Raw genomic sequence first — 24,757 nt, forward strand, 5'->3', positions numbered from 1 at the left:
TTGTCGTTGGGGTGCTGATAGCGGTTTTTATAAATTACCAACGACCAACGACCACTCACCTTTTTATAGAAATTCTTTACGCAGCGCCTCTTTGTCGATGCTTCGACTGTGGAGTGATTTTCTCGGCATGTTGGGATTGAAAACGATCTGAGCCGGCAGCATATAGTTGGGGAGATGTTTTTTCAGTTCGAAAAGGATCTCGTTTTTCGGCAGCTCTCTTTTGCCCCCGTAGACCATGACGATCTCCTCCTCGATTTCCTCGTTTGGTATCGAAAAAACGACGCATTCGGTGATTTCGGGTATGTTCGCATAGACGACACTTTCGATCTCGTAGGGGCTGACACGGTAGCCCTGGGTCTTGATCATATCGTCCTTGCGGCAGACGAAATAGATGTATCCCTCTTCGTCTGCGTAGACATAGTCCCCGCTGGCCACGACGATTTCGTCGGTAAGCCGGCCTTCGGGTTCGAGGACCTTGTCGAGTATTCTGATACTTTTGAAACGTTTTTCGGTCTCTTCGGGTGCGTTCCAGTACCCCTTGTAGATACAGGCCCCGCGATGGATCAGTTCGCCGACTTCGCGGGGCTTGCACGCCTCTCCCTGATCGTTGATGATGTAGAGTTCCACGTCGGGCACCGCCTTGCCGATGGAGTTGGGGCGTATATGGATCTGTGCCGGATCGAGGTAGGCGGAACGAAACGCCTCGCTCAGGCCGTGCATCGAGTAGAACCTGGCATCGGGGAAGTGGGTCGTGATGTTTTTGATCATGAGCGGAGTGATGTTGCCGCCCGATGAAGTGATGGTTCGCAGTTTTTTAAAATGCTCGGGCTTCGGAATGCGGTGGGGGTCTTCGTCGAACATCTGGGTGATGTGGATAGGCATCAGCGGCAGGATTGTCACGCCGTCGTCGATGAGATGGGTGAAAAAATCGCTCGGAAGGACAAATTTGTGAATCGCGAGTGTCGCCCGATTGAAAAGCGCCGTGAATATCTGATTCAGACCGTAGTCCAGGTTGAAAGAGAGGATGCCGCTGATGACATCGTCGGCACGGATATCCAGATACTTCGATACGATGGCGGCTCCGTCGAAAAAGGCACGGTGGTTGATGACGATTCCCTTGGGATTGCCCGTCGAACTGAAAGTGTAGGTGATGGCGGCGTTGTCGTGTCCCTTGATCTCGCAGCTGTGCTCGCCCGTGTAGCATTTGTAGATCTCTTCGAAAGAGACATCGCTGGCATCTGTGGGAGTGTAGGAGACAATCTTTCCCGAAAAACCGGTCGCTTTGACGGTTTCGATTTTTTGGGTATCGGTAATGATGCACACAATACCGCAATCCTCGATGATATGTTTGACCTGTTCCGGTTTGAGCAGCCGGGTAATCGGCACGAAGATATGTTCAGTGGACATGATAGCCAAAATAGCGATTGCCTGGTCGCAGCTCTTGTTGGAGTAGATGCCGATACGGCTACCTCTGGGCAGCGACAGGGTCGTAAGATAGTGTGCCACCTGGTTGACACGTTCCAGAAGCTGGGCATAGGTATAGTGCTCGCTTCCCAGCGTGATGGCTGTTTTTTCGGGATGGTAGCGGGCGGCGTTTTCGAGCAGTTCGCGAACGGTATTGACGGTCATGGTAACTCCTTGGTGGCCTCGTTGTTTTCCAAAATCGCCTGCATTCCGTAGGTCCAGATTTCGTAATTTCTGTCCAGAACGATTTCGGGTATCTGATGGAAATGCAGCAGTTTTTTGTAGAAGAAGCGGATAATCGTTTCCGCATCCTCCTTTTCCAGTACTTTCGTGATTCCGCCTGTGAGAACGATATTGTTGAGGTTTTCGAGTTTCAGTTCCACATACTCGCTGTGGTGTCTGGATACTTTGTAAAGAACGAGGAATATCGCCAGCTGCATCAGAACCTTCGTCGCCGCTTCGCTCTCTTCTTCGAGAACGTTTTCGGTGACATTGAGGTGGTTGAGCAGCTCATAGACGAATTCGTTCTGACGGGCCGTATGCACCAGGCTTTCTCGGGATTTGTAGACACCCAGCTTTTTGAATACAAGGCGGTCGTAGCCTCCTTCGCCGGTGATGTTGTCGCTTACAAGGTCACGGCTGTAGTGGATGTCGGTCGTAGCACCGCCGATGTCGATGACGATAAAAGGATCGGTTACGTCGAGACGGCGACTGATGAATGGAAGCGCCCGGTTGACGACGTAGGGGGTGGAGAAAATCTGGTTGGCCGTGATTTCGTAAAGCTGTTTGATATCTTCCTTGCCCATGATGTCGGCCTGGTAGAGGTCGGTCAGGTAGGTTTTGAGCGCACGTTCGTTGATCTTCAGTTTTTCGGTGATGATGTTTTCAAGCACGACCAGCCGCCGGATGTGTCCGCTCAGGAAATTCCGTTCGTCGGCGCTGCCGACGTAGACGATATTCTGGAAGGTGCACTTTTCCAGAAAACCGATGAGTTTCTCGTCGAATATTCCTCCCACACCGTCGATGCCTCCTACGATGATGACCACATCGATCGTCTCCACAGGAGGTGTGGCCCTTTCGATTTCGTGATAGAGCACCGTATCGATGATATTGATACCCGAGTTGAAGGCGATATTGATCGCGTATTTGAGGCTGAAAGAGTTGCTGATGCCAATAATCAGAGTGCTCAATCCGCCGTTGGCGGAGCTGCAGATCTGGATCTCTTCCGGCCTGTATTTGGCGACAAGATCACCGCATTTGTCCATCAGATCCTCGAAAATCGGGCGGTTGAAATCGCGGAACCAGTGGCGGATAGTTCCGTTTTCCGCCACTTTGAAATAGGTACTGCCGATATCGAATAGAAGTTTTTTTCTGACGGCGCTCATTGCATGATTCCTATGTCTTTGATGATTTTGTCGACGACCCTTTCGCCCTCTTTGAGCCTGATTTTCGATCTTTCGAAGGCGAAGCTTCTGTCGGATATCGGCAGTTTTCCCCGTTCTAGAATGCGAATGTTCTCCTGGGGGTCGCGAATCGTTATGACTTCGTTGGCGTTGATGACATGGGGAGAGAAGGGGATCTCGATATGTCCCTTTTTGATGGCGTTGAAAACTTTGCGCCAGAGGGTGTCGGCGCTGTCGTTCAAAACCGCCTCCATGATTTCGTTGACCATGTTGGTGAGGTTTTCCTCCTCCTCTTCGTCGCTGACATTGGGCAGTCCCTTGAGCATGCCGAGGGTGTACTTGACACTGGCGACGGCCCGGGCGTTGGCCTCTTTGGTCGGAATGCCGAAGGCTTCGTTGCGTGTCTTGGTGATGATCTTGTCGGCACCCACCATGGCGGCGATGACGGTCGAGGCGGTGATCAGGGCGTCGGAGAACTCCTTGTTGTAGGGAAACGCCCCCATCCACTGGTGGTAAACGAGATGGATATCCGCGTCGTGATGGCCGAACATATCGGCGTAGCGGCGGGAAAGTTTCCTGATCACGTTGGCGGTGACCACATCCTGAATCATCGATCCGGTCTGGGAGAAACTGACGGAGAAAGATTTGACGCCCTCCTCGAGTGAAAGCAGCATTTCGATGATCTGGATGACGATGACAATGGCCGGCGGCTGAAGCGTGGCGCTCAGGGGACCGAAAGATTCCCGGTTGATCGGTTCGTTGAGCTTGGAGTAGAGGGCGCATACTTTCTCGACATATTTCCAGTAGAGAAAAGCTTTGTCCAGCGGAAAATTTTTGGAGTAGGGGAGCAGGTAGGTGATGGGTCCCCCTTCGATCTCGAAAATGCCCGAAGCGAGCGCCATCTCCACAAGGAGCCTGGCATCCGGTGTGCCGTGACGGAGGCTGACGGGGGTGTCGAAATGGGTGATCATTTTCCGGGTCGTGCGGTAGCCGTGGTTGATGAGCGGATAGCCGTTGAGCATGTCCACGTCGTTCTCTTCACTCAGCGCTAGCATCTTCTTGGCGGTGGCGTAATCGTTGAGACGTGTGTTGGAATCGATCGTCAGGGGCAGGACGTCGACACCCGCCTCCTTGAACTCTTCGTAGAGACGAAACACCTTTTCATAGGTCGGAAAGCCGCCGCGGGGCTGTACCTGCATCGCGTCGGAGGTTTTGAAACGATGGGAGATGAAGAGCTCTTTGCTGGCGTTTTTCACGAACTCTTCGATCTCGTCGAAATCGAAATGGTCGACATACTCGTTTCTCGTGATGATTTCCCGTTCGCGCCTGAAAAGGCTCATGCGCTCTCCTTCAGAAAAACTTCGAGCCGGTCGAGACCCTCGTTGAGATCGACCTGGTGAAAAACGAGGTCGAAGCCGTAGCTTTTGAATTTGGGCACGAGCGCATCTGGGTCCATCTCTCCGACTCCCAGGTTGCCGCCGATCATGAAGACGACGCGTTTTCTGAAGCGGTAGCTCTCTTTAAGAATCTGCAGATCCCGGCACCACCCCTCCGCCTCGCCGTTGAGGGACGAGATGAGCAGGACGTCGGCGTCGGTCTCGATGACGGCATCGAGAAACTCTTCGAGATAGGTGTTGACCCCCAGGTTGAAGACGGTAAAACCGCGTTCTTTGAGAGAGATTTCGATCAATCGGTTGGCGACGACATGGATGTCGTTTCCGACCACTCCTGTTACAACTTTCATCCGGATTCTTCTTCACTTGGAAATATGATCGATATTTTATCCAATCGGAGATGTTTTTAAGTATAATTTTCCAAAAAAGGTGGAAAGATGAAGTTCTTCACGGCCGATATCTGCGATGAATGCAAAGAACGGGTCCAGGTGCTCGATCCGGTTTTCAAATCCTACGGGGGCGCACCGGCGTGCTACGGGCCCATCCAGACGCTGAAACTCGAGAAAAACAACACCGAACTGATCTCCCTGCTCAAAGAGGAGGGGCACGACCGATTCATCGTCGTCGATGTGGGAGGCGCCTACGATGCGGTGGTCGGTGAGAACCTGATGAAACTGGCGCACCACAATGGCTGGGCCGGCATCCTTGTACATGGGTATGTCCGCGATATCCATGTGACAACGACGATTCCCGTAGGCCTCTGGGCGCTTGGGACCTGTCCCAGGAAAAGTTTCGAACACAACCCGGCACAGCGGGATGTGGAACTCTCCTTCGCCGGCGCGACTTTCCGCAATGGCGACTACCTTCTGGCGGATAGGGACGGCATTGTGGTCATCTCACCCGAAACAATGGCCGATTTGCAGGAAAAGCTCTTTTAAAGGCTGCCGGTGCGACTCGATGATATGCGGGAGAGCGGCCATGTCGACGACCGCCGTTTCCGAAGCCCGGGACCGGGGAGGATCGGTTGGCAGTCTATTGAGAATCTGGCCGCTGATACGGATGCTTTTACGGACCAAATTCGGCTGGGTACTCATCGCTTTGGGAATCCTCGCCTACATGGGTGGGTACGATCCTCTGGCGCTGCTGGACGGCGGCGTCTCTTCAGGGCCTGTGGATCGGGCGCACGAGGAGCAGGAGGCCCGTTTCGTCAAGAGGGTGCTTGCAAGTACCGAAGATGTATGGAGCCGCCTGCTGCCGGCATACGGCAAAAACTACAGCCCGCCGGTTCTGGTGCTTTATCGGGGCTCGACACGCAGCGGTTGCGGTTACGCCGCGTCACAGGCGGGTCCTTTCTACTGCCCGAAGGATCAAAAAATCTATCTCGATCTCGGCTTTTACAACGAATTGGCGAATCGTCACGATGCGCCCGGCGATTTCGCGCAGGCCTATGTGCTCGCCCACGAGGTAGGGCATCATGTGCAGAATATTTTCGGTACGCTCGAAAAGGTCCACCGGGCACAGAAAAACGCTCTGCAGATCGGCGACAAGGCGACGGCGAACCATCTTCAGATACCGGTGGAGCTTCAGGCCGACTGCTATGCCGGTGTCTGGGCCCATTACGCCCGAAACCGGCTGGAACCGGGTGATTTGGAGGAGGCGATCAACGCGGCGTCGCGCATCGGCGACGATACGCTTCAGAAAGAGGCACAGGGGTATGTGGTACCCGACAGCTTCACCCACGGCACCTCGAAGCAGAGGATGACGTGGTTTCTCAGAGGATTCAGGAGCGGAAAACCCGAAGCGTGCGATACGTTCCGATAGTTTGGCGACTATTTTTTTATTTTCGTGATTTTCGAACCCTCGAGGGTCAAGTTGTACATCAGGCCTTCGTTGCCGAAAACGAAGCCGATGACGGGGTCCTTGAAGTCGATCGTGTTGACATCTTCGCCGACCCCCCATTTGGCAAGAGCCACCGATGCGTCGACGCCGATCTTCCAGCCGTCGCTGTTGCGGAAATCGTCGAGCGCTTTTTGGGTCAGAAAGACAATAAGAAGCGATTTTCTCTGGGCACCGATCTGAAAACCGTAGGATGCGGCGACGGTGTTGTAGTACCCGACGATCCTGCCGCGAACCATCAGCCCCCCTTCGCCATATTCGCCCCCGATGCCGAAACCGGCTTTGTAGACGTTGGGGAAAACGAGATAGCCATTGGCTTTGCGCAAAAACTCGGCACCGCCTTTGACCTCTTTGTCAAAACGCTTGATCGTCTCTCTTATTTCGATGGTGAGCTCCTCTTTCGAAGCGGCGTGAAGAGAGTGCGCCCAAAAGAGGAGCAGTGCCAACCATGCAAAAAACATTCTTTTGGTCATATACGTGCCCCCAATGGTCGATTTCCGGAATTATAGCCAAATCGTTGCTATGCTTTGAAAAGGGGATATGAACGATTTTAAATGACCGCAAAGCCCTCTCTCAAGAGATTCGTTGTAAAATTTCCCAGATATTACGGAAACGGGACCATCAGTATGCGAAAAACGTTAATACTCTGTCTGCTTTTTTTCCCATTGGTGCTGGCGGCGCGGGTACACTATGCCAAGCTCGAACCGGTGGAAATCTATGTCATAAAGGCGGCGGCGCCGGGGCAGGTACTTGAGGCTGACGACGGGGCCGAGGGGCGTATCGGGGACGCCAGCGTGGTCGTGCAGATCGACGACAGGGTAGACCGGGCGCAGAAAAGGGCCGTCGAACTCTCCCTGAAAGCTCTGAAATCGACTCTGCAGCTGACCCGGGAGATGGAGAAGAACCAGCAAAAGGTGTATGAAAAAGATTACCGCTACTATCTGCGCACGAAGGATTTGAAGACCAAGTCGCAAACCGAGAAGGATAGGATATTCACCGCGATGATGGCTTCGAAAAACCAGCTTCTGAGTCTGCGGGAGAAGATTGCCACCCTGGAAAAACAGATCGCGGACACCGAATACCAGAAAGCTCTGCTCGATGACAGAATCGCCAAAAAAGCGGTCCGTGCCAATGGTCTTTATATCTACAAAGTGGCGGTGAGACGCGGTGATTACGTCAATCCGGGTGCTCTGCTTCTCAAGGCGATGGATATCTCCCGGGGGCGACTCGTTCTCTACCTGGATGCGGACGAGATCGAGGGTATCGCCGACAAGCGCATCTATCTCGACGGCAAAGAGACCGATCTGACATTTAACAAGGTGATCCGCGTGGCGGACGATGTGCATATCTCCTCCTACAGGGCGGAGGTCATTCTCGATCGTCCGGGAAAACTCTTTTCAAGACTGATCAAAGTTGAACTGAAATAAGGAACAGAACATGACACTTCAGGAACTCGACCGGGCCTATGTGCTTCCGACCTATGCCAGAAACTATGTCCACTTCGTACGGGGCGAGAATTCGATGCTCTACGACGCGGAAGGAAACGATTATGTCGATTTCGGCAGCGGCATCGCCGTGTGCAGCGTGGGCCATGGCAACCCCAGGCTCGCGGCGGCGATCTGCGACCAGGCGAAGAAGCTGATTCACACCTCCAATCTCTACCTGATCGAACCGCAGGCGCTTCTGGCCAGACGGCTGGCGGAGCTGACCGGTATGGATGTGCAGACCTTTTTCGCCAACAGCGGAGCGGAAGCCAACGAAGGGGCCATAAAAATCGCGCGCCGTTACGGCACTGACGATGAAGGCAACGTCAAACGCTACAAGATCATCACCCTCGAGCACTCCTTCCACGGGCGCACCATCACAGCGCTCAAAGCGACGGGACAGGAGGCGATGCATACCTATTTCGGCCCATTCCCGGACGGCTTCGTCTACGCGAAGAACATCGCCCACGTCTACGACCTGATCGACGATCATACGGTGGCCGTCATGATCGAACTGGTGCAGGGCGAAGGGGGTGTGCAGCCGATGGAGAAAGAGGAGGTGCAGCAGCTGGCGGCGGAGCTGAAACGGCGGGACATCCTGCTGATCGTCGACGAGGTGCAGACGGGCATCTACCGCACCGGCGAAGTGCTGGCGAGCAACCTTTACGAGATCGTGCCCGATATCGTCACCCTGGCCAAGGGACTCGGCGGCGGTGTACCGATCGGGGCGATCATGACGACCCACAAAAACATTCTCAAAGCCGGTGACCATGGCAGCACGTTCGGGGGAAATTTTCTCTCCACCCGGGCGGCGCTCGAGGTGCTCGACATTCTGGAGGAGAGGAAAAACAGCGGCGAGCTGGACCATATGCTGCTTCTTTTTGAAGAGCGCCTGAAATCGTATGTGACGAAGTATCCGCACCTTTTCGAAAAAGAGGTGGGCATCGGCCTCATGCGGGGACTTCGCGTCAAAGAGGGGAGAGATGCGGCCGACATTATCAAAGCGGCCTTCAAACAGCGTCTTGTTGTTTTGAAAGCGGGCAAAAACACGGTCAGATTCCTGCCGGTGCTGACCCTGACGAAAGAGGAGATGGAGCTTGGATTTGAACGGTTCGAAACTGCGCTGGGCACTCTGTAGCCTTCTGGCCGTCTCTGTGCTGCAGGCGGGAGAGGCCGATGAGCTGCTCTCTGCGCTGAAGCGAAAAAGTCTTGCGCTTCAGCACGAAAAGAACCGAGCCGACAGTGGCGAGCTGGAGTTCAGCTGGGTCAATGCGGTAACGCTCAGCTATACCGACAGTCGCAGCGAACAGTTCGACACGACGCAGAGACGGCGCGAATTCGCCATTGTCGTCGATCAGCCGATCTTTAAAAGCGGCGGCATCTGGTATGCGGTCAAATATGCGAAAGCGACGCGGCATGTGGGGGATCTTCTCATCGAAACACAGCGCAGGCAGCTGATCAAACAGGTGGTCGCCACGCTTTTTAATTTCAAGAAAAACGCCTACCAGATAGAGAAACAGAAACTGATGATCGAAAACGACAGGCTCGACATAGAGCGGAAAAAAGAGCAGTATCTCAGCGGAGACCTCGACAGTGGCTTTCTCGACCAGGCGATTTTGAAGAAAAACCAGGACACGCTTAACCTCTATGTCCTTGAGGATACAAAAGCTCAGCTGCAGAAGCGGTTCGATGATCTGAGTGACGCCGACCCTTCGACGATAAAACTGCCCCGTTTCACGCTGATGGACAAAGAGACCTTTTTGAAAAACCATATCGACCTGGCCCGCCAGAAAGAGGAGATCGATCAGAAAAACTATTTCAATACGATGACATGGGCCCGCTACATGCCGACGCTCTCCGTGCAGGCGAGTTACGTCAAACCGTACGAAAACAACTATTTCTTCAGCGGGGGAAACGTTTACGATCTGACCGATGACTACTATACCTACGGTTTTCGTCTCTCGATGCCGCTTGATATCAAATCCTACTACACCATCGAATCGACGAAAGTGGATTATCTCAACGCCAAAGTGAAGCTGAGCGACAGCAGAAGAGAAGCGGACAACACCTATGTCGCGACGCTTAAACGCCTGAAGGTACTCGACCGGATGATAGAACTCTCCAAAAGCGACGAAGTGCTCTACAGCAGCCTTGTGAAGAGTACGAAAGAGAAGGTGGATGCGGGCGAAATGACGATGTACGATCTTCAAACGATGCAGAATTCAAAAAGAATCCGCCAGCTTGATCAGAAGATATTCGATCTGGACAAGCAGCTGGTGCTGCTCGATCTTTACGAAAAGAGTTACGAAAGTGTGGGAAAGTGAGACTGCCGTTTTGCGGCAGACGCAAACGCCAGGAGCGTCGAACCTATTGCGCGAAGGAAACAGATGAAGCCATTTTCCGAATATATGAATGAGTGGCTCTACGGACCGGATGGGTATTATGCCCATTTCAAGGCGATCGGAAAAGAGGGGGATTTCTATACCGCTGTAAGTACCAGCCGCTTTTTCGGTGCGACGATCGCCCACTACATGATCTCCCTGATCAAAAAGGAGAAGCTCTCTCCCCGGACATTCCTGGTAGAGATCGGGGCGCATCAGGGATATCTGCTCGGTGACATGATCGAGTGGATCGCCCAGGAGGCGCCGGAGCTGCTGGAGACGATGCGTTTTGGCATAATCGAACGGTTCCCTTCGCTGCAGCGTGTGCAGAAGGAGTATTTCAAAAGCCGTTTCGGCGATACGGTCGTTTTGCACCACTACATCGATGCGAGACAGATCGGTGCTAAAGAGGCTTTTGTCGTCGCCAACGAAATTTTGGACGCATTTCCCTGTGACCTGGTCTACAGGGGGAAAACGGCACTCGTTGATGAAAACCATGCAATCCGTTTCGAAGGGGAGGATGAACAGGCACTGGCAATCGCCAAACGGTACGGTCAGCAAAAGGGAGAAGTGGCGAGAGGGTATGAAAGTTTCGCCGCTACGCTTTATGAAGCGGCCGAAAAGATCGTGTTCACCGCTTTCGACTACGGAGAGAAGGAGGCGCGTCCCGACTTCTCTATCCGAATATACAAAGGGCATGAAGTCTTTCCCCTTTTCGAAGAGGGGATCGATCTCAAAGAGCTTTTTGGAAAGAGTGACATTACCTACGATGTCAATTTTTCCCATGTCATGGACGCTTTCGAGGGGGCCGGTTTTTCGACAGCCGCTTTCAAAACGCAGCTTCGGGCACTGACAGAGTACGGTCTGCCCGATCTGTTGGAACAGCTGGCACGGCTGGGAGATCAGAAACTCTATCTGCGGGAGCTCAATAAAATCAAAACCTTAATCGATCCACAAATGATGGGAGAACGTTTCAAACTGATTGAGTTTCATAAGAATATCGGATAAAATAGATGGCATGAAAAGAGTCGCATCGATTGTTTTGTTTGTATTGATTCCGATGTTTGCGGACAGTGTGAACGGGTGGGAGCCTCTGCACGAAGCGGTCTACGAGGCCGATATGAACCGGACACGGGGGATTGTGGAAAACTCCGATGCCGATATCGATGCCCAGTCAAAAGCCGGGATCGCCCCGCTGCATATCGCCGTGAAGATAAGAAATCTGCCGATGGTGGACTATCTTCTCGAGCATGGTGCGGATGTGGACATTCAGGACAATAACGGCTACACACCGTTGCTCTATGCCATCGGCCAGCATCGTCTGAAGATCGTAAAGACGCTTCTACAGCATGATGCCGATGTCAATCTCGCCAACAGCCAGGGGATCACCCCACTTCAGCAGGCGGCCTACAGCAACGATTTTCCGATTGTCGACTATCTGCTCGACCATGGTGCCGACCCGGAGATTTTGAATGCAAACGGCATCAATGCCTGTGAACTGGCCTATATCAAAGGGAATTTTTCGATGGCACACCATCTGCTGGCCTACACGAAAGGTGTTTGTGGAAAGTATGTGGATGAACTGAACGCGACGAAGGGGAGCAGAGAATGAAAATCATCGTCAATGGAGAGGAGAAGGAGTTCGCCGACAACATCACGCTGGCACAATTGATCGAACATCTCGGCATCGCCGAGAAGGTGATGGCGGCGGCGGTAAACATGGAGGTGGTGAAGAAAGAGGCGTGGGACCGCTTCGTGCCGAAAGAGGGTGACAAAGTCGAGCTCCTGCACTTTGTCGGAGGGGGATGATCGTCGAAACGGTGATAAGCAATTCGTAGACGGTGATCCGTTCGATGCCTATGTCGTCTCGATGGCGGCGACGGCGATGGCGAAACCGCCGTCGTGGGCGATGGAGAGGGAGGTGGCGGTGATGCCGAAAACTTCTGACACTCTTTCATTCAGCCTGAAATGCGGCGCGCCCTTCGCGTTCTTGCCGATAACTATGTCGTGAAAACCGACCTCCTTGCCGATTCCGGTACCCAGAGCCTTGGCTACCGCCTCTTTGGCGGCCCAGAACCCGGCGGCGGTCTGCGGCCCTTTGACGAGGGCGATCTCTTCTTCGCTCAGGTAGCGGGACAAAAACTTTTCGCCATGCTTTTGCAGTGACTTTTCAATGCGATCGATTACGACGATATCGACACCGATCATTGAATGACGAACTCCGTAAAGTAGATATGGCGTATTTCACCGTCTTCCAGGTGCCTGTTGATCTGGGCGATGATCTCCTCTTTGAGCTTCTCTTTCCCTTTGGCAGTCGTGATCTCTTCCACCGTTTTGGAGGAGAGGATGGAGATGACGATATCGCGGATCAGGGGCGTTTTTTTGTCCAGTTCCGGCGTGAGCTCTTCACTGTCTTCTTCCAGGTTCATCTTGGCCACAAGGAATCTTCTGCCGTTTTCACTCATCAGGTTGACGGTGAACTTGTCGAGCGGGTACATCGGTCCGACTCCGATATCTTCGCTCCGGTGGGAACGCTTTTTCTCCACCTTTTCCTGTTTGACGGCCGTCGCATCCTCCGCCTCGTCGCCCGAGAGCATCAGGTAGGCGACAACCCCGCCGATGGCAAGCACCAGAACCAGCAGTACCACGATAAGAATGAGCACGACATTGCTGCCGCCCGATTCTTTTTTCGAGTCGTTTTCACTCTCTGCTGCAGCTTCTTTTTCTTCTTCGGCCATGCATTCTCCTTGGCATTTATAAATATTTGAAATAGTATCGTCGTTTCGGGCCTGAAGTTAATACCGTTGTCCCACAAAAAGGAATCGGCATGGCGTATTATACGTCAATTCAGGGGCCATACGGAGTAAATAGGTTAAAATATCGGCAAAAAGCGAAAGCAGGCAGTACGAGTGGGAATATTGGAATCTTTCTTTGCACGCATCGGCGCACCCTTTGTCAAAATGTACGAAAAAATCGGCGATTTCGGCCGATTCGTCGAATTCCAGGTGGGGTTGATTCCTCTGTATTTCACCCGTCCCCACCGTATCCGTGAATTTTTCCAGCAGATGGACAGCATCGGCATCGGGACACTGGGAGTCATCCTGCTGACGGCCCTTTTTACCGGCATGGTCGAAGCGATCCAGCTCTATCACGGTTTTCACCAGTTCAATGCGGAAAATTTCATGGGGTATACGATTTTCGTTTCGATCTCCCGTGAACTTGGCCCGGTTTTCGCGGCTTTGATGCTCACATCCCGCGCCATCAGCGCCATGGCGGCGGAGCTGGGCACGATGCGCGTCACCGAGCAGATCGACGCGATCGAAACGCTTGCTGTCGATTCGAAAAAATATCTGATCATTCCGCGGATTCTGGCGACGACAATCTCGCTGCCGCTGCTCGTTATTGTCTTTGATTTCGTCGGCAATGTCAGTGCCTATCTCATCTCAACCGAGGCGCTTGGGGTCAATCCGGTCTCCTATCGGAACCTGATACAGCAGTACCTGGAATTCGGTGACATCGGAACGGGGATTTTGAAGGCGTTTGTGTTCGGCTATCTGGTCAGCTCCATCGGTACCTATCTTGGATACATCGCCCGGGGCGGTGCGCGGGGCGTCGGACAGGCGACGACGGCCGCCGTTGTCTATTCGGCGATAACGATTTTCGCTGCCAACTACTTCCTCTCTTCGCTCTTTCTCTTTCTGGATTGGTAGAAATTTGCCTTTTTGGCGGGCAGCTCCGCAAAGCGCGTTTTCTGAGCGCTTCTACTCACACCTGTCGATTCCCAGAGTTTTCATCAAAGCATCAAAAAACGGACCGGCCTCTTTGTCGTAGTCGTCGTGAAATTCGACGGCGATGAATCCCCGGTTCTCTCCTTCGCGGACATCGCTGATTTCGACCTGGCACTCCTTTCTGTAGTTGAGCCGGTCGATCGCATTCAAAATCTTCTTTTTTTCCGCTTCGTTTCTGTATAGGAGCTCGAGTTTATCGTAGCGCTCCTCGTGGGAATGGATGGCTGTAATATTGTCAAGAATATCCGGCATATGCTCTATCTTTCTTCAATTAAAGTTGTATCTATGTAAAATAGCGGGGTGATTATAGCAAAAGGAAACCGATGGCTTTCATATTGAATCCCAAATCCCATTTCAATCTCGCCAATCTCTTTACGATGGTCAATATCACCTGTGGTCTTATCGCCACCTACCTCATTACCCAAAACAACTTTTTTGATGCCATTGTCTTCGCATGGATCGGCGGCGCTTTCGATATTTTCGACGGAAAGATCGCCAGGAGATTCCGCCTCTCCAACGAGTTCGGCATTCAGCTCGATTCGTTCGCCGATTTCCTCTCGTTCGTACTCGTTCCGGTCTTTTTGATCTTTCAGGCCGTCTATTCCCATCTGGAAGGCGGTTGGTTCTACTTCTCGGCGATAGTGAGCATATACTATGTCATCAGCGGACTTCGCCGGCTGATCCAGTTCAACATCAACGCCGAAGCCGGTGAGGTGGGAAAATATTTCGTGGGGGTGCCGACACCGCTGGGAGCGATACTCCTGTGGCTCGTCTATCTCGGATATACCTACAATATTCTTCCAAGCGAATCGGTGACCATGCTGATGATCGTCATCGGCTGGTTGCTCAACTCCACGGTGAGAGTGCCGCACCCCTGATGGGAGAGTCAAAAAAAGAGGCCGGATGTTTCACATCCACTCCACGACTTTGGCGACCTCGTCGGCGACGAAACATTTCAACGGGGTTTTGAAAGAGGGCTTGTTCGGGACTATCGCTTTTGTAAACCCCAGCGTATGGGCTTCTTTTAGGCGCTGTTCCAGGTGGAATACTTCCCGAATGTCGCCGATGAGGCTCACTTCGCCGATGAAGATGCTCTCATCGCTGAGCGGCCTGTTCCTGAAACTGCTGATGATGGCGGCGATGATGGCCAGGTCCGCGGCGGGTTCACTGATTTTGATTCCCCCCGCGATATTGACGAAGACGTCGTACTGGCCGAAGGGGAGGTCCAGTTTTTTTTCAAGAAGGGCCAGGAGCATCGTCAGTCGGCTCGAGTCGTACCCGGTGGTGGAGCGTTTCGGGTTGCCGTATCCGCTGTCAGCCACGAGTGCCTGCACTTCGATGACCAGGGGTCGGCTCCCTTCCATGATGACAGTCACTGCGCTGCCGGCCTGCGCTCTGCCCCGGCTGAAAAATTTGCTCGCGATATTTTTGGCGCTGACCAGACCCTCCTGCGTCATCTCGAAAATCCCCACTTCGCTCGTACTGCCGAATCGGTTTTTGAAAGCGCGCAGCATCCGGATCTCCCGGCTGCCGTCTCCTTCGAAATAGAGCACCGTATCGACCATATGCTCCAGTACGCGGGGGCCGGCGATGGAGCCCTCCTTGGTGATGTGGCCGATGATGAAGATGGGAAGCTGTTTCTCTTTCGCAAGGCGCATCAGGTCGAAGGTGATGGTACGCACCTGGGTGACACTTCCGGGTGCGGAGGGAATCGCTTCGGAGTAGAGGGTCTGGATGGAATCGATGATGATCAGATCGTACCGGTTTTTCGCTACTTCCGCCATCACCGCCTCCAGGCGGATTTCACTGAGCAAAAAGAGATCCTCGTGGTTGGCGCCAAGGCGGTTGGCACGCATTTTGATCTGTCCTCCCGACTCCTCACCGCTTACATAGAGCACCCTTTTTCTTTCCCTGGCGAGATTGCCGCCGATTTTCAGAAGCAGCGTCGATTTTCCTATCCCCGGACTGCCGCCTATGAGCACCAGGGAACCCGGGACGATGCCGCCGCCGAGCACCAGGTCGAGTTCGCTGTCACCGCTTGTAAACCGCGTGACCTCCTCTTCGTGGATCTGGGTAATCGGTCTGGCTTCGGGTGCGCCCGCGGAGGTCTTGGAGATTTCGTCCAGGACCTTCTGCTGTTCGGCGGAGAGTTCGACGAAGCTCTCCCATGCGCCGCAGTTGGGACATTTCCCCATCCAGCGGGGGCTCTGCATCCCGCAGGCCTGGCATTCGAAAAGGGTCTTTTTTTTAGCCATCAATCAATCCGTACTTTCTTCATCCCTCTTGACCGTTTCCGGTTCACCGCCCAAATCATTCCTCCAGTTCTTCGGCTCTGTAGGCGCGGACGATGCTGCCGTCTTTGTCAAGGATTTCCATCAGATCGGCATTTTCATTGACGTTGAGCCTGTAGGTTTCGCCGCTCGCCCGTTCGCTGACGAAATGTTTGGAAAGGAGGTTGAAGCCGTCGTTGTCCAGAAGCTCTTCGAGACGCTTTCGCTGCGATTCGGTGAGGGCATGGAGATCGACCCGGTGGATTTTTCCGGAAGACGGGATCTCCTCCTCTGTCGGTTCGGTGAAGATCGCGTCGAGGATCGTGTTGACGAACTCTTTGGGATCGAAAGGGATCAAATCTTCCGCCTTTTCACCCACTCCCACATAATAGATGGGAAGTTTCAGCTCTTCCGCGATGCTGAAGAGTGCGCCCCCTTTGGCGGTACCGTCGAGTTTTGTGATGATGATCCCGTCGATGTCGATCATCTCCTTGAAGGCTTTGGCCTGGTTGATGGCGCTGTTGCCCTGGGTGCCGTCGAGGATCAGAATCTTTCGATGCGGTGCCCCATCCATCGCTTTGCCGCAGACCCGGACGATCTTTTTGAGCTCTTCGGCAAGATTGCTCTGGGTGTGCAGTCGTCCTGCCGTGTCGATGATGACATGGTCGAAACCTTTTGCTTTGGCGGAGCTGATGGTATCGTAGGCGACGGCGGAGGGGTCGTGCCCCTGCCGGGTGTAGACGATGGGAATGTCGAGCTTTTCGGCCCAGGTTTTGAGCTGTTCGATCGCTGCAGCGCGGAATGTGTCGGATGCGCCGAGCATGACCGTCTCCCCCTCCGTTTTGTAGCGCTGTGCCAGTTTCGCGATGGTCGTCGTCTTGCCTGCGCCGTTGACGCCCACGATCAGTTCGACGAAGGGTTTTTCGCCCCGGGGTTCGATCTTTTCGACCTCGTAGATAAACAGAGAGATGAGTGTGTTGTAAAGCTGTATGCGCTTGATGTTTTCTGGAAGGGATTCGACGATTTTCTCGACGAGGTCGTAGGTCACATCCGCTTCGAGCAGGAGGTCTTCGAGTTCGTCACGGCCGATCTTTTCCCGTTTGACAGGCGCGTTGCTTTCGATCGTTTCGACCGTCTTTTTAAGCCCGCGTTTCAGAAAGCTGAACATTATTTGCTCACCTTTTTCAGTGCCTCTTTGATGTCGCTTTCGAGCATCTCTTCGGGAACCAGGCCGATGTAGTGACGGAAATATCTGCCATCGACGAAAAGGACCATGAAGGGGATCGAAAAGTTTCGGGGCTGATGGAGCATGTCGGCGACTTTGGCGGCGATGGCCATATTGTCAGGGGCGTTGGAAACGAAATAGTTGATATTGTGCCCCGTAATGAATCGTCGCATTTCGGCGGGATTTTTCGATTCGATCGAAACGCCGATGATTTTCAGTTTGCCCCTGTATTTCTCCTGCAGGTTCACGAGATGGGGAATCTCGGCACGGCAGGGGGGACACCATGTGGCAAAGAAGTCGAGCATAACGACACGCTCTTTTGCGCCGAAATCGAATTTTCCGTCTCTGAGCGTCGCTTTGACGGTATTGTTCGCGTCTTTGAGAATAAAAAGAGTTTTCTGTGCCACATTCACTGTCGTGCGGCTCGCTTTTTTCTCTTTTTTCTCCCCGCATCCTGTATAAAGGAGTGTCACAAACACCAGAACCGTAAGTGAGAGAAATTTGATACGCATTTGAAAACCTTTTTGGATAAAATGGCGATATTATAAGATATCAGGGCTTAAACATTGGACAAAAAAACTTTCAGAAAACAGTGCCTCGCAAAGTTGCAAAAAGCTGAAAAAAACGGTAGATTGAACCGGAACAGGAAAGTGTTGAAAAGAATCGATATGATTATAAGAAAATATAATCCAAAATCCATTCTTTTCTATCTTCCGATGAGCCATGAAGTCGACGTCAGACCGCTGTTCAGGCGGTTGCGGCGCGACAGAAAAATTTACGTTCCGTTTATGGAAGGCGAAAGTTTTAAGCTGGTACAATACAGACTGCCGCTGAAAAAGAAGCGGTTTGGTATTTACGAACCGATGAATTCACATTTTTATCTGTCAAAAATAGATATGGCGATTGTGCCGGTTGTGGGGGTTGACGGCCGATTTCGCCGCATAGGATTTGGAAAAGGTATGTACGATAGATTTTTTGGGTCGCTGAGGCAAAAGCCTCTGACCGTGTTTGTACAGTTGGCGAAATGCTGTACAAAAAAGAGAATTACCGATGATTTCGACGTCATGGCAGATATCTACATAACCCCCGAAGATATTACAGTCCGAGGGAAAAAAGATGTTGACAGAATTGATCATAGGAGGTGCGGCAGCCACTGTTAGCGGTGTAGCGGCATTTTTCATCACAAAAAAGATCGACGCTTCGAAATACGACATCTTCGTCGAACAGGCCAAGGCGAAAGCCAAGGCGATTGAACACGAAGCGGAAGTGGTTTTGCAGAACGCCCGGCTCAAAGTGACCGAGGCGGAGCTCGAAGCGAAGCAGAAATACGAGGACGAGCTGCTCCGGCTCAACAACGAGTTCAATGCACGGCTGGCGCAGCTGGAGAAACGGGAAGAGCAGCTTGCCAAACGTCTCGAAGAGGAGTTGAAGCAGGTCTCCGAAGAGAAAGAGGAGATCAAAAACGCCAGGGCGGAACTCAAAGCCGCCCGGGAGCAGACAGAGGCGCTGCGCAGGGAGTATGAAACCAAACGCGACGAGATGTTGAAGATACTCGAACGGGCATCGGGTCTTACCGCCGACGAAGCACGTGAACTCGTTCTCAAAGAGGCGGAAGAGGATGCGCGGGCCGAGATCGCCCATATCGTCAGAAAATACGAAACCGAGGCGAAGACGGAAGCCAAACGGAAGGCGAACTACATCCTTGCGCAGGCAACGACACGGTATGCCGGCGAGTTCGCCGCGGAACGGCTCATCAATGTCGTCTACCTGCCCGATGACGAACTCAAAGGGCGCATCATCGGCAAAGAGGGACGGAACATCAAAACCCTGGAAATGCTGCTGGGCGTCGATATCATCATCGACGATACGCCGGGAGCCATCATTCTGAGCAGTTTCAACCTCTATCGGCGTGCCATCGCGACACGGACAATCGAACTTTTGATCGAAGACGGTCGCATTCAGCCGGCGCGGATCGAAGAGATCTATGAAAAGGTGACGGAAGAGTTCGAGCAGATGGTCCTTGAAGAGGGAGAGAGAATCGTCGTCGACCTGGGTGTCTCCCCGATGCATCCCGAACTGATGAAACTGATCGGACGCCTGCGTTACAGGGCCAGCTACGGACAGAACGCCCTTGGGCACTCTCTTGAAGTGGCGCATCTGGCGGGCATCATGGCGGCGGAGATGGGCGGAGACGAGACTCTCGCCAAGCGTGCTGGCATTCTGCACGATATCGGCAAATCTCTGACGCATGAATATGCCGGAAGTCATGTCGACCTGGGGGCGGAAGTGTGCCGCCGCTACAAAGAGCATCCGGTGGTGATCAACGCCATCTATGCCCACCATGGGCATGAAGAGCCTGAAACCGTGGAAGCGGCAGCCGTCTGTGCCGCCGACACGCTTTCGGCGGCCAGACCGGGAGCGCGCCGGGAAGTACTCGAAAGTTTCCTCAAACGCGTCAAGGCGATCGAGGAGATCGCGACTTCCAAACCGGGAGTCCATCACGCCTACGCCATCAACGCGGGCCGGGAGGTGCGCGTCATCGTCAACGCCTCTCTCGTCAACGACGACGAAGCGATCCTCCTCAGCAAAGAGATTGCGGAGGAGATCGAAAAAAGCGTCCAGTATCCGGGCGAGATCAAAGTGAACGTGATAAGAGAGACCCGGGCGATCAACTACGCGCGGTAGAAGCTTTTTTCGAGAGCCGCGCAGCGGTGCCGGGCCCGCTGCCGAAGCGGACACAGCGTCAGCGCAGGAAGGAGGGCTTTGCTCTCCTTCCGTGTACGGCGGAGCCGAATGTGAGTCAAAAGCGTCCAGTATCCGGGCGAGATCAAAGTGAACGTGATAAGAGAGACCCGGGCGATCAACTACGCGCGGTAGAAGCTTTTTTCAAACAGCCGCGCAGCGGTGCCGGGCCCGCTGCCGAATCCTTCTGATGAAAAAATTTTTCGATTCCGCGCTGTCGCATGACAATACGATGATGCCGATATTCCTTCCCTATCCCTTCGGGTTTTGATACAAAACTCCACACTCTTTATGTATAGATAAATTTAATTATCAAAAAGTGATTATGTTAAAGCAAAAAGAGAGTAAAATACGCGAAATATATAATTTTTAACGGTCGCTACAGCCATGCAAGGAGAATACTATATGCCTGAACAGACAACAAAGAGCCGGTGCGGACGCATCAAAGCCTATTTCAGACGGGAAGAGCGCTATGAAGGTCTTCAGCTCGTCTTCAAAGAGCATCCAGAGCTGAAGGAGGAGATACTCCAGGCGATCGATGAAACGATGAAAGAGACCGGAGAGAAACCGGCTGTTTTCGAAAACAGCGAAAAATCGGGTGCCGAACCGTACGCGTTCTATGTCGAATTCAACGACGATTACGACAAAGAGGGTGGTGACTTTTTCGAGATTCTTCTCAAAAAACTCGGCATCGACAAGTGTGAAGAATAAACCTCAAGCGCGGCATCGTCGAAGGGTGCCGCGCTCCTCTTTTTCTATCTGACTCTGCCTACGCTTCCTTTTTTGATTTTGCAGCCTCCTCCATATTGATGACGGAATCGTCATAGGGATCGAGATGGATGTTGATGAGCCAGTCGGCTTTCGGGTCGACTGCCTTGATCTTCTCCTCGACGTTGTCGCCAATGCGGTGCGCTTCCAGCAGTGACATCTCCGGATTGAATACCAGATGGACATCGACGAAGTAGTCGTTGCCCGCTTTTCGCGTTTTGAGCCAGTGGTAGTCTGTCACACCCGGTTCGCTTTTGATCGCTTTGACGATCTTTTTGACTATCTCCTCTTCGAGCGCCACGTCCAGAAGCATCAATACCCCTTCATGAATCAGCTCGTAGGCCGAGTAGATGATGTAGATGGCGATGAGGATGCCCAGAATCGCATCGATCATGAAGAAAGCAGTGAAATGGATGACGGCGAGGGAGACGAGGATGGCGCCGTTGCTCAGAAGGTCGGTTTTGTAGTGCAGGGCATCCGATTTGATCACCATGTTCTGGGTGACCCTGGCTACATGGTTAAGATACATCACCAGCGCGCCGGTCATAACGATGGAGAGCAGCATCACCCCGATCGATGCATCCAGGTGGGTGATCGGTTCGGGATGGAGGATTTTCATGACCGCCTTGTATCCGATGAACAGACCCGACATCGTGATGACGACTCCTTCGATGACAGCGGCGATCGCTTCTACTTTGCCGAGTCCGTAATTGAACTTTTCACTGGCCGGTTTTTCGGCATTGGCGACGGCGAAATAGTTAAAAAGCGAGACGGCCAGGTCGAGGCCGGAGTCGATAGCCGATGCGAGAACGGCGACGGAACCGCTGATGATCCCGACAATCAGTTTGACGATCACCAAAACGACAGCGACGGATGAACTGACAACGGTGGCTCTCTTCTGCATTGTCATATTTTATCTCCGGAAAAAATTTTTCTTATATGGTGCGGCATGCACCCTCGTCCGCGGCATCGTCGCCGTACGGGAACAAGGCGCCGCGGTGAAGTGCAGCCGACTTCGCACCGATGGACAGATTTATGAATTTTATCCGATTTAAACTATAATCCTCTTTATGGATATTGACAAAATCATCGAAGAGCGCCGCTCCTGGCTCGGCTGGAAAAATATCGCACCTTTGCGCGAAGCGCTGAAGAAGTTGCCCCGCATCGACGACGTCGAAGTGCTGCTGGACGATACCGTTACGATTCGCAGCGACTCCGTCACCTCCGCCCAGCGTGAACAGATAGAGACGGCAGCGCGGATGATGATACCGTGGCGCAAAGGGCCCTTCGATCTCTTCGGAATCTTCATCGACAGCGAGTGGCGAAGTTTCAAAAAGTACAATCTGCTCAGGCCCTACATGGATCTGGAAGGAAAAAGGGTGGCCGATGTGGGATGCAACAACGGGTACTATATGTTCCGGATGCTCGAGTTTCGTCCCCACAGTATCATGGGCGTCGACCCCTCTCCGCTTTTTCGAACCCAGTTCGATCTGATCAACCTCTATGTCAAAAGCCGTCTGCTACGTTACGAAATGCTGGGCATTGAACATATGCGCGGGTTTGCCGATATGTTTGATACAGTGTTCTGTTTGGGAGTGCTCTACCATCGAAGCGACCCGATTGCGGCGCTGAAATCTTTGAAACAGTGTCTCAAACGCGGCGGCGAACTCTTTCTCGATACCTTCATGATCGACGGAGAAGAGCCGGTCTGCCTCGTGCCCGAGTCGACCTATTCGAAGATTTCGAACGTCCATTTCGTTCCGACGATTTCCGCGCTGGAAAACTGGTGCAAAAAAGCGGGTTTTGAAGGTTTCGAAGTGCTCGAGATCGTAAAAACCGAAAAGGAAGAGCAGCGAAAGACCGAATGGATCGCGGGAGAAAGCCTTGATGCGTTCCTCGATCCGCACAATTCAGCCTTGACGGTCGAAGGATATCCTGCTCCCAAACGGGTCTATATCAAAACCTACAGGAAGTAGTATGGCCGAAGAGATCATCACCGAAGAGGAGACGGAGAGCGAAAGCGAAGAGCTGCATCCGGAACTGCTTGAACGCGTCGAACTCAAAACCCATCAGCGCATCGACCAGTCCCTTTGCGGCACTCTTCTCGAGCTGCGGGTGGGATATGCGAAGGTGGAACTCGAAACGACCCGTGAAATGGTCGTTGACGAGATGGGACTCGTTCATGGAGGATTTACCTTCGCCGCAGCGGATTTCGCTGCCATGGCGGCCGTGAACGACCCGAACGTGGTACTTGTCAGCAGTGAATGCCGTTTTCTCTCGCCGGTGAAAGTGGGTGACAGGATCGTTTTCGAAGCCACAGAGCTTTACAAAGAGGCACGAAAGCGGAATATCCATGTCGTCGGCTATTTTGAAGATATCAAGGTCTTCGAAGGGGAGTTCATGGCGGTCGTTCTCGAACGCCATGTGCTGAAGCTCAAACTCGTCAAAGACGAAGCGTAGAAGAATTGACGAAGGGCAACCGAGCCCAAATCAGCCCAGTGCCTCGATCCAGTAGGGGATGACCTTCTTTTCCGCTTCCAGTGTCGTCCGGGGTCCATGGCCGGGATGGAGAATGGCGTTTTTGGGCCATTCCAGTGCTCTTTTGAGACTTTTTACCATCGCGACGGGATCGGAGTAGGGAAAATCGACCCGCCCGATCGATCCTTTGAAAAGAAAATCTCCGCAGAACCAGTTTCCTTCGATCTCGATGGCGCTTGTGCCGGGTGTATGTCCCGGAAAATGGAGGAAGGTCATCGTCACGCCGCTGAGTTGCAGTGTTTCGTCCGGCTTGACGGCGACATCCGCCCTGCTAGGGGGCGTTCCCTGGGAAAAGGGATCCTTTTCGAGCATGAAGGTGTCGCCCTCGGGACAGCAGATCGGAACACCCAACCGCTTTTTCAACTCCGCATTGCTCCAGACGTGGTCGAAATGGCCGTGGGTATTGAGAATGGCGATGGGGTTTTTCACATGTTTCATGACCCATTCCGTGGCTCCGACACCCGGGTCGACGATGAGATCCCTTCCGTCGATCGTGACGATGTAGCAGTTGGTTTGGTACGCTCCCATCGGCTGCATCTGTATCTGCATGGTATAATCTTTCCTATGGAATTTTTCAGTGAAACACGCGCCGCACTGCTCGAAAGCGATCCTCGTAAAAAAGGGGCGCTTGTGGAGCAATTGTACACAAATTTGAAACAGAACAAGCTGACGTTCGATCACGACGCACCGGTGAGTCTTTTCGAACAACCCTCCTATGCCCCCATCGTGCAGATCGTTCGCCCCCGGGATGTTCCCAAGCGCAGACATTTCGACAATCGTGAGGGGCAGGGGATACTTCTGCATGCCATCGCCCATATCGAATACAGCGCCATCGACCTTGCGCTCGATTCGGCCTACCGTTTCCGTCACATGCCCCGCGAGTACTACAGGGACTGGATCGAGGTGGCCGACGACGAGGTGCGCCATTTCCGCATGCTTGAGGAACTGATGAAGAAAGCGGGTGTGAGGTATGGCGACTACCCTGTGCATACGGCACTTTTTGACGCCGGAAAAAAGAGCGGGAAAGATATTTTGGAACGGATGGCGGTGATTCCGAGGTACCTGGAAGCCAACGGCCTGGATGCCAATCCGAAAATCATCCGAAAGCTTCGGAACTCTCCCCCCGATGCGATGCTCGATGCCATCGCCGAAGCGCTGGAGGTGATCCTGGAGGAAGAGGTCGTCCATGTCGCCAAAGGGGACAGATGGTTCAAATACGTGTGCGCACAGCGGGGTATCGACCCTTCGGTCTATTTCGAGATAATCGAGCGATTCTATCCCGGCATGGAAAAGAGACATCCGCAGCTCAACATCGAGGCGCGTCGTGCCGCGGGATTCGCCTGCGAAGAGCTCAAACGGATGGGGGCCGAAAAGTGTGAATAAGAGTGCATCCAGAATCTTTCC

27 protein-coding genes and 2 pseudogenes are annotated in these 24,757 nt (G+C 53.1%); 16 read left to right on the top strand and 13 right to left on the bottom strand.

Translation table 11 applies throughout. The features are described 5' to 3' along the window. Positions 1-63: 63 nt before the first annotated feature. Genes JMG82_RS00335 through glmS form a run of 4 tightly spaced genes read right to left on the bottom strand, consistent with a single transcriptional unit; the run spans position 64 to position 4,611 of the window. Complete coding sequence (locus JMG82_RS00335) at positions 64-1,629, bottom strand: AMP-binding protein (RefSeq protein ID WP_201352959.1); 1,566 nt, start codon at positions 1,627-1,629, stop codon at positions 64-66. Continuing rightward, the gene (locus JMG82_RS00340; RefSeq protein ID WP_201352960.1) at positions 1,626-2,849 is read right to left on the bottom strand and encodes a glutamate mutase L; all 1,224 of its coding nucleotides are present in this window, start codon (positions 2,847-2,849) and stop codon (positions 1,626-1,628) included. The genes JMG82_RS00335 and JMG82_RS00340 overlap by 4 nt, the downstream gene beginning before the upstream one ends. Beyond that, positions 2,846-4,207, bottom strand: coding sequence for a methylaspartate mutase (locus tag JMG82_RS00345; protein WP_201352961.1), 1,362 nt, complete (start codon positions 4,205-4,207; stop codon positions 2,846-2,848). Before JMG82_RS00345 ends, JMG82_RS00340 begins: the two co-directional genes overlap by 4 nt. Further along, positions 4,204-4,611, bottom strand: coding sequence for a methylaspartate mutase subunit S (gene glmS / locus JMG82_RS00350; protein WP_201352962.1), 408 nt, complete (start codon positions 4,609-4,611; stop codon positions 4,204-4,206). The genes JMG82_RS00345 and glmS overlap by 4 nt, the downstream gene beginning before the upstream one ends. An 87-nt stretch (positions 4,612-4,698) precedes the next feature. Between glmS and rraA the strand changes: the two genes are divergently transcribed. Then, the gene (gene rraA / locus JMG82_RS00355) at positions 4,699-5,199 is read left to right on the top strand and encodes a ribonuclease E activity regulator RraA (RefSeq protein WP_201352963.1); all 501 of its coding nucleotides are present in this window, start codon (positions 4,699-4,701) and stop codon (positions 5,197-5,199) included. A gap of 9 nt (positions 5,200-5,208) precedes the next feature. Further along, a pseudogene (gene ypfJ, locus JMG82_RS00360) lies at positions 5,209-6,082 on the top strand (KPN_02809 family neutral zinc metallopeptidase). Positions 6,083-6,090: 8 nt separating this feature from the next. Here the strand turns inward: ypfJ and JMG82_RS00365 are convergent. Beyond that, positions 6,091-6,618: a lipid-binding SYLF domain-containing protein gene (locus tag JMG82_RS00365; protein WP_201352964.1), complete on the bottom strand. Its 528-nt coding sequence runs from the start codon at positions 6,616-6,618 to the stop codon at positions 6,091-6,093. Positions 6,619-6,783: 165 nt separating this feature from the next. On the opposite strand from JMG82_RS00365, the gene JMG82_RS00370 reads away from it, so the two are divergent. The 6 genes from JMG82_RS00370 (at position 6,784) to thiS (ending at position 11,831) form a co-directional block, all read left to right on the top strand. After that, positions 6,784-7,584, top strand: a complete 801-nt coding sequence (locus JMG82_RS00370; RefSeq protein ID WP_201352965.1) for an HlyD family secretion protein — start codon at positions 6,784-6,786, stop codon at positions 7,582-7,584. A 10-nt stretch (positions 7,585-7,594) separates the two neighbouring features. Next, positions 7,595-8,779: an aspartate aminotransferase family protein gene (locus tag JMG82_RS00375; RefSeq protein WP_201352966.1), complete on the top strand. Its 1,185-nt coding sequence runs from the start codon at positions 7,595-7,597 to the stop codon at positions 8,777-8,779. After that, the gene (locus JMG82_RS00380) at positions 8,745-9,965 is read left to right on the top strand and encodes a TolC family protein (RefSeq protein ID WP_201352967.1); all 1,221 of its coding nucleotides are present in this window, start codon (positions 8,745-8,747) and stop codon (positions 9,963-9,965) included. The genes JMG82_RS00375 and JMG82_RS00380 overlap by 35 nt, the downstream gene beginning before the upstream one ends. 63 nt (positions 9,966-10,028) lie before the next feature. Continuing rightward, positions 10,029-11,030 (top strand): SAM-dependent methyltransferase, encoded by a 1,002-nt coding sequence (locus tag JMG82_RS00385; RefSeq protein WP_201352968.1) that lies wholly within the window; start codon positions 10,029-10,031, stop codon positions 11,028-11,030. A gap of 10 nt (positions 11,031-11,040) precedes the next feature. After that, positions 11,041-11,634, top strand: a complete 594-nt coding sequence (locus JMG82_RS00390) for an ankyrin repeat domain-containing protein (protein ID WP_201352969.1) — start codon at positions 11,041-11,043, stop codon at positions 11,632-11,634. Continuing rightward, positions 11,631-11,831, top strand: a complete 201-nt coding sequence (thiS, locus tag JMG82_RS00395; protein ID WP_201352970.1) for a sulfur carrier protein ThiS — start codon at positions 11,631-11,633, stop codon at positions 11,829-11,831. Before JMG82_RS00390 ends, thiS begins: the two co-directional genes overlap by 4 nt. A gap of 48 nt (positions 11,832-11,879) precedes the next feature. Here the strand turns inward: thiS and acpS are convergent, their stop codons facing one another. Both acpS and fliL read right to left on the bottom strand, forming a co-directional pair. Next, the gene (acpS, locus tag JMG82_RS00400; RefSeq protein ID WP_201352971.1) at positions 11,880-12,230 is read right to left on the bottom strand and encodes a holo-ACP synthase; all 351 of its coding nucleotides are present in this window, start codon (positions 12,228-12,230) and stop codon (positions 11,880-11,882) included. Further along, complete coding sequence (fliL, locus tag JMG82_RS00405) at positions 12,227-12,760, bottom strand: flagellar basal body-associated protein FliL (RefSeq protein WP_201352972.1); 534 nt, start codon at positions 12,758-12,760, stop codon at positions 12,227-12,229. The genes acpS and fliL overlap by 4 nt, the downstream gene beginning before the upstream one ends. Positions 12,761-12,931: 171 nt before the next feature. Between fliL and JMG82_RS00410 the strand changes: the two genes are divergently transcribed. Continuing rightward, positions 12,932-13,732, top strand: coding sequence for an MlaE family ABC transporter permease (locus JMG82_RS00410; protein ID WP_236579148.1), 801 nt, complete (start codon positions 12,932-12,934; stop codon positions 13,730-13,732). Between the two features lie 51 nt (positions 13,733-13,783). On the opposite strand, the gene JMG82_RS00415 is transcribed toward JMG82_RS00410, so the two are convergent. After that, positions 13,784-14,062 (bottom strand): hypothetical protein, encoded by a 279-nt coding sequence (locus JMG82_RS00415; RefSeq protein ID WP_201352973.1) that lies wholly within the window; start codon positions 14,060-14,062, stop codon positions 13,784-13,786. Between the two features lie 71 nt (positions 14,063-14,133). On the opposite strand from JMG82_RS00415, the gene JMG82_RS00420 reads away from it, so the two are divergent. Beyond that, positions 14,134-14,688, top strand: coding sequence for a CDP-alcohol phosphatidyltransferase family protein (locus tag JMG82_RS00420; protein ID WP_201352974.1), 555 nt, complete (start codon positions 14,134-14,136; stop codon positions 14,686-14,688). 30 nt (positions 14,689-14,718) lie between these two features. On the opposite strand, the gene radA is transcribed toward JMG82_RS00420, so the two are convergent. The 3 genes and pseudogenes from radA to JMG82_RS00435 all read right to left on the bottom strand — a co-directional run bounded on the left by radA (position 14,719) and on the right by JMG82_RS00435 (position 17,817). Next, positions 14,719-16,065, bottom strand: a complete 1,347-nt coding sequence (gene radA / locus JMG82_RS00425) for a DNA repair protein RadA (protein ID WP_201352975.1) — start codon at positions 16,063-16,065, stop codon at positions 14,719-14,721. A gap of 313 nt (positions 16,066-16,378) precedes the next feature. Then, positions 16,379-17,248 (bottom strand): annotated as a pseudogene (gene ftsY, locus JMG82_RS00430) (signal recognition particle-docking protein FtsY); the annotation flags it as partial. Beyond that, positions 17,248-17,817 (bottom strand): TlpA family protein disulfide reductase, encoded by a 570-nt coding sequence (locus JMG82_RS00435; RefSeq protein ID WP_201352977.1) that lies wholly within the window; start codon positions 17,815-17,817, stop codon positions 17,248-17,250. The gene JMG82_RS00435 and the pseudogene ftsY, both read right to left, overlap by 1 nt. Positions 17,818-17,871: 54 nt before the next feature. On the opposite strand from JMG82_RS00435, the gene JMG82_RS00440 reads away from it, so the two are divergent. The 3 genes from JMG82_RS00440 to JMG82_RS00450 all read left to right on the top strand — a co-directional run bounded on the left by JMG82_RS00440 (position 17,872) and on the right by JMG82_RS00450 (position 20,758). Beyond that, a complete protein-coding gene (locus tag JMG82_RS00440; RefSeq protein WP_201352978.1) occupies positions 17,872-18,465 on the top strand; it encodes a 5-formyltetrahydrofolate cyclo-ligase in 594 nt (197 codons plus the stop codon). Continuing rightward, a complete protein-coding gene (gene rny / locus JMG82_RS00445; RefSeq protein WP_201352979.1) occupies positions 18,422-19,990 on the top strand; it encodes a ribonuclease Y in 1,569 nt (522 codons plus the stop codon). Before JMG82_RS00440 ends, rny begins: the two co-directional genes overlap by 44 nt. Positions 19,991-20,452: 462 nt before the next feature. Then, positions 20,453-20,758 carry a hypothetical protein gene (locus JMG82_RS00450; RefSeq protein ID WP_201352980.1) on the top strand — a complete coding sequence of 102 codons (306 nt, stop codon included), beginning with the start codon at positions 20,453-20,455 and terminating at the stop codon, positions 20,756-20,758. A gap of 58 nt (positions 20,759-20,816) precedes the next feature. On the opposite strand, the gene JMG82_RS00455 is transcribed toward JMG82_RS00450, so the two are convergent. Further along, positions 20,817-21,725: a cation diffusion facilitator family transporter gene (locus tag JMG82_RS00455; protein WP_201352981.1), complete on the bottom strand. Its 909-nt coding sequence runs from the start codon at positions 21,723-21,725 to the stop codon at positions 20,817-20,819. Between the two features lie 160 nt (positions 21,726-21,885). Between JMG82_RS00455 and cmoB the strand changes: the two genes are divergently transcribed. Next, a complete protein-coding gene (gene cmoB / locus JMG82_RS00460; RefSeq protein ID WP_201352982.1) occupies positions 21,886-22,791 on the top strand; it encodes a tRNA 5-methoxyuridine(34)/uridine 5-oxyacetic acid(34) synthase CmoB in 906 nt (301 codons plus the stop codon). A gap of 1 nt (position 22,792) precedes the next feature. Continuing rightward, positions 22,793-23,275: a hotdog domain-containing protein gene (locus JMG82_RS00465; protein WP_201352983.1), complete on the top strand. Its 483-nt coding sequence runs from the start codon at positions 22,793-22,795 to the stop codon at positions 23,273-23,275. 30 nt (positions 23,276-23,305) lie between these two features. On the opposite strand, the gene JMG82_RS00470 is transcribed toward JMG82_RS00465, so the two are convergent. Continuing rightward, on the bottom strand, positions 23,306-23,902 hold the full coding sequence (locus JMG82_RS00470; RefSeq protein ID WP_201352984.1) for an MBL fold metallo-hydrolase: 597 nt from the start codon (positions 23,900-23,902) through the stop codon (positions 23,306-23,308). Between the two features lie 15 nt (positions 23,903-23,917). Between JMG82_RS00470 and JMG82_RS00475 the strand changes: the two genes are divergently transcribed. Beyond that, positions 23,918-24,736 (top strand): ferritin-like domain-containing protein, encoded by an 819-nt coding sequence (locus tag JMG82_RS00475; RefSeq protein ID WP_201352985.1) that lies wholly within the window; start codon positions 23,918-23,920, stop codon positions 24,734-24,736. The last annotated feature ends 21 nt before the right edge of the window (positions 24,737-24,757 follow it).

Source organism: Hydrogenimonas urashimensis (assembly GCF_016593255.1).
GTDB classification, from domain to species: Bacteria; Campylobacterota; Campylobacteria; order Campylobacterales; family Hydrogenimonadaceae; genus Hydrogenimonas; species Hydrogenimonas urashimensis.

What these genes read in the sequence shown, in the direction of transcription:
- JMG82_RS00335 (WP_201352959.1), bottom strand. Translation starts at nt 1,629, where the DNA reads ATGACCGTCAATACCGTTCGCGAACTGCTCGAAAACGCCGCCCGCTAC.
- JMG82_RS00340 (WP_201352960.1), bottom strand. Translation starts at nt 2,849, where the DNA reads ATGAGCGCCGTCAGAAAAAAACTTCTATTCGATATCGGCAGTACCTAT.
- JMG82_RS00345 (WP_201352961.1), bottom strand. Translation starts at nt 4,207, where the DNA reads ATGAGCCTTTTCAGGCGCGAACGGGAAATCATCACGAGAAACGAGTAT.
- glmS (WP_201352962.1), bottom strand. Translation starts at nt 4,611, where the DNA reads ATGAAAGTTGTAACAGGAGTGGTCGGAAACGACATCCATGTCGTCGCC.
- rraA (WP_201352963.1), top strand. Translation starts at nt 4,699, where the DNA reads ATGAAGTTCTTCACGGCCGATATCTGCGATGAATGCAAAGAACGGGTC.
- JMG82_RS00365 (WP_201352964.1), bottom strand. Translation starts at nt 6,618, where the DNA reads ATGTTTTTTGCATGGTTGGCACTGCTCCTCTTTTGGGCGCACTCTCTT.
- JMG82_RS00370 (WP_201352965.1), top strand. Translation starts at nt 6,784, where the DNA reads ATGCGAAAAACGTTAATACTCTGTCTGCTTTTTTTCCCATTGGTGCTG.
- JMG82_RS00375 (WP_201352966.1), top strand. Translation starts at nt 7,595, where the DNA reads ATGACACTTCAGGAACTCGACCGGGCCTATGTGCTTCCGACCTATGCC.
- JMG82_RS00385 (WP_201352968.1), top strand. Translation starts at nt 10,029, where the DNA reads ATGAAGCCATTTTCCGAATATATGAATGAGTGGCTCTACGGACCGGAT.
- JMG82_RS00390 (WP_201352969.1), top strand. Translation starts at nt 11,041, where the DNA reads ATGAAAAGAGTCGCATCGATTGTTTTGTTTGTATTGATTCCGATGTTT.
- thiS (WP_201352970.1), top strand. Translation starts at nt 11,631, where the DNA reads ATGAAAATCATCGTCAATGGAGAGGAGAAGGAGTTCGCCGACAACATC.
- acpS (WP_201352971.1), bottom strand. Translation starts at nt 12,230, where the DNA reads ATGATCGGTGTCGATATCGTCGTAATCGATCGCATTGAAAAGTCACTG.
- fliL (WP_201352972.1), bottom strand. Translation starts at nt 12,760, where the DNA reads ATGGCCGAAGAAGAAAAAGAAGCTGCAGCAGAGAGTGAAAACGACTCG.
- JMG82_RS00415 (WP_201352973.1), bottom strand. Translation starts at nt 14,062, where the DNA reads ATGCCGGATATTCTTGACAATATTACAGCCATCCATTCCCACGAGGAG.
- JMG82_RS00420 (WP_201352974.1), top strand. Translation starts at nt 14,134, where the DNA reads ATGGCTTTCATATTGAATCCCAAATCCCATTTCAATCTCGCCAATCTC.
- radA (WP_201352975.1), bottom strand. Translation starts at nt 16,065, where the DNA reads ATGGCTAAAAAAAAGACCCTTTTCGAATGCCAGGCCTGCGGGATGCAG.
- JMG82_RS00435 (WP_201352977.1), bottom strand. Translation starts at nt 17,817, where the DNA reads ATGCGTATCAAATTTCTCTCACTTACGGTTCTGGTGTTTGTGACACTC.
- rny (WP_201352979.1), top strand. Translation starts at nt 18,422, where the DNA reads ATGTTGACAGAATTGATCATAGGAGGTGCGGCAGCCACTGTTAGCGGT.
- JMG82_RS00450 (WP_201352980.1), top strand. Translation starts at nt 20,453, where the DNA reads ATGCCTGAACAGACAACAAAGAGCCGGTGCGGACGCATCAAAGCCTAT.
- JMG82_RS00455 (WP_201352981.1), bottom strand. Translation starts at nt 21,725, where the DNA reads ATGACAATGCAGAAGAGAGCCACCGTTGTCAGTTCATCCGTCGCTGTC.
- cmoB (WP_201352982.1), top strand. Translation starts at nt 21,886, where the DNA reads ATGGATATTGACAAAATCATCGAAGAGCGCCGCTCCTGGCTCGGCTGG.
- JMG82_RS00465 (WP_201352983.1), top strand. Translation starts at nt 22,793, where the DNA reads ATGGCCGAAGAGATCATCACCGAAGAGGAGACGGAGAGCGAAAGCGAA.
- JMG82_RS00470 (WP_201352984.1), bottom strand. Translation starts at nt 23,902, where the DNA reads ATGCAGATACAGATGCAGCCGATGGGAGCGTACCAAACCAACTGCTAC.
- JMG82_RS00475 (WP_201352985.1), top strand. Translation starts at nt 23,918, where the DNA reads ATGGAATTTTTCAGTGAAACACGCGCCGCACTGCTCGAAAGCGATCCT.